The 245-nt window shown below is 42.9% G+C and carries 1 pseudogene; it reads left to right on the top strand.

Annotated elements, in window-relative coordinates:
- Positions 1-31: 31 nt before the first annotated feature.
- A pseudogene (locus ACTHTA_RS11580) lies at positions 32-245 on the top strand (Fis family transcriptional regulator); the annotation flags it as partial.

The raw sequence follows: 245 nt of genomic DNA, 5'->3' as shown, positions 1-245 counted from the left end.
TTTAAAAACAAATCCAAATAAAGACATCACGATGAATCAAACGACTACTGACAGTGCTCAATGTATATAACAAAACTTACGACAATACTTCAAAGACTTGGATGGTACGGACCCTTGCGGCGTGTACGATATGGTGTTGCACCAAGTCGAAAAACCGATGCTGAGTTGCGTGATGGAACAATGCGGCGGCAACCAATCTAAAGCGGCGGATATTTTGGGGTTAAACCGCAATACCTTGCGCAAAA

The organism is Neisseria sp. P0013.S005 (assembly GCF_051958425.1).
Classification (GTDB): Bacteria; Pseudomonadota; Gammaproteobacteria; order Burkholderiales; family Neisseriaceae; genus Neisseria; species Neisseria subflava.
The sequence above is the reverse complement of the archived record's forward strand: the minus strand, read 5'-3'. Positions and strand labels throughout refer to the sequence as shown.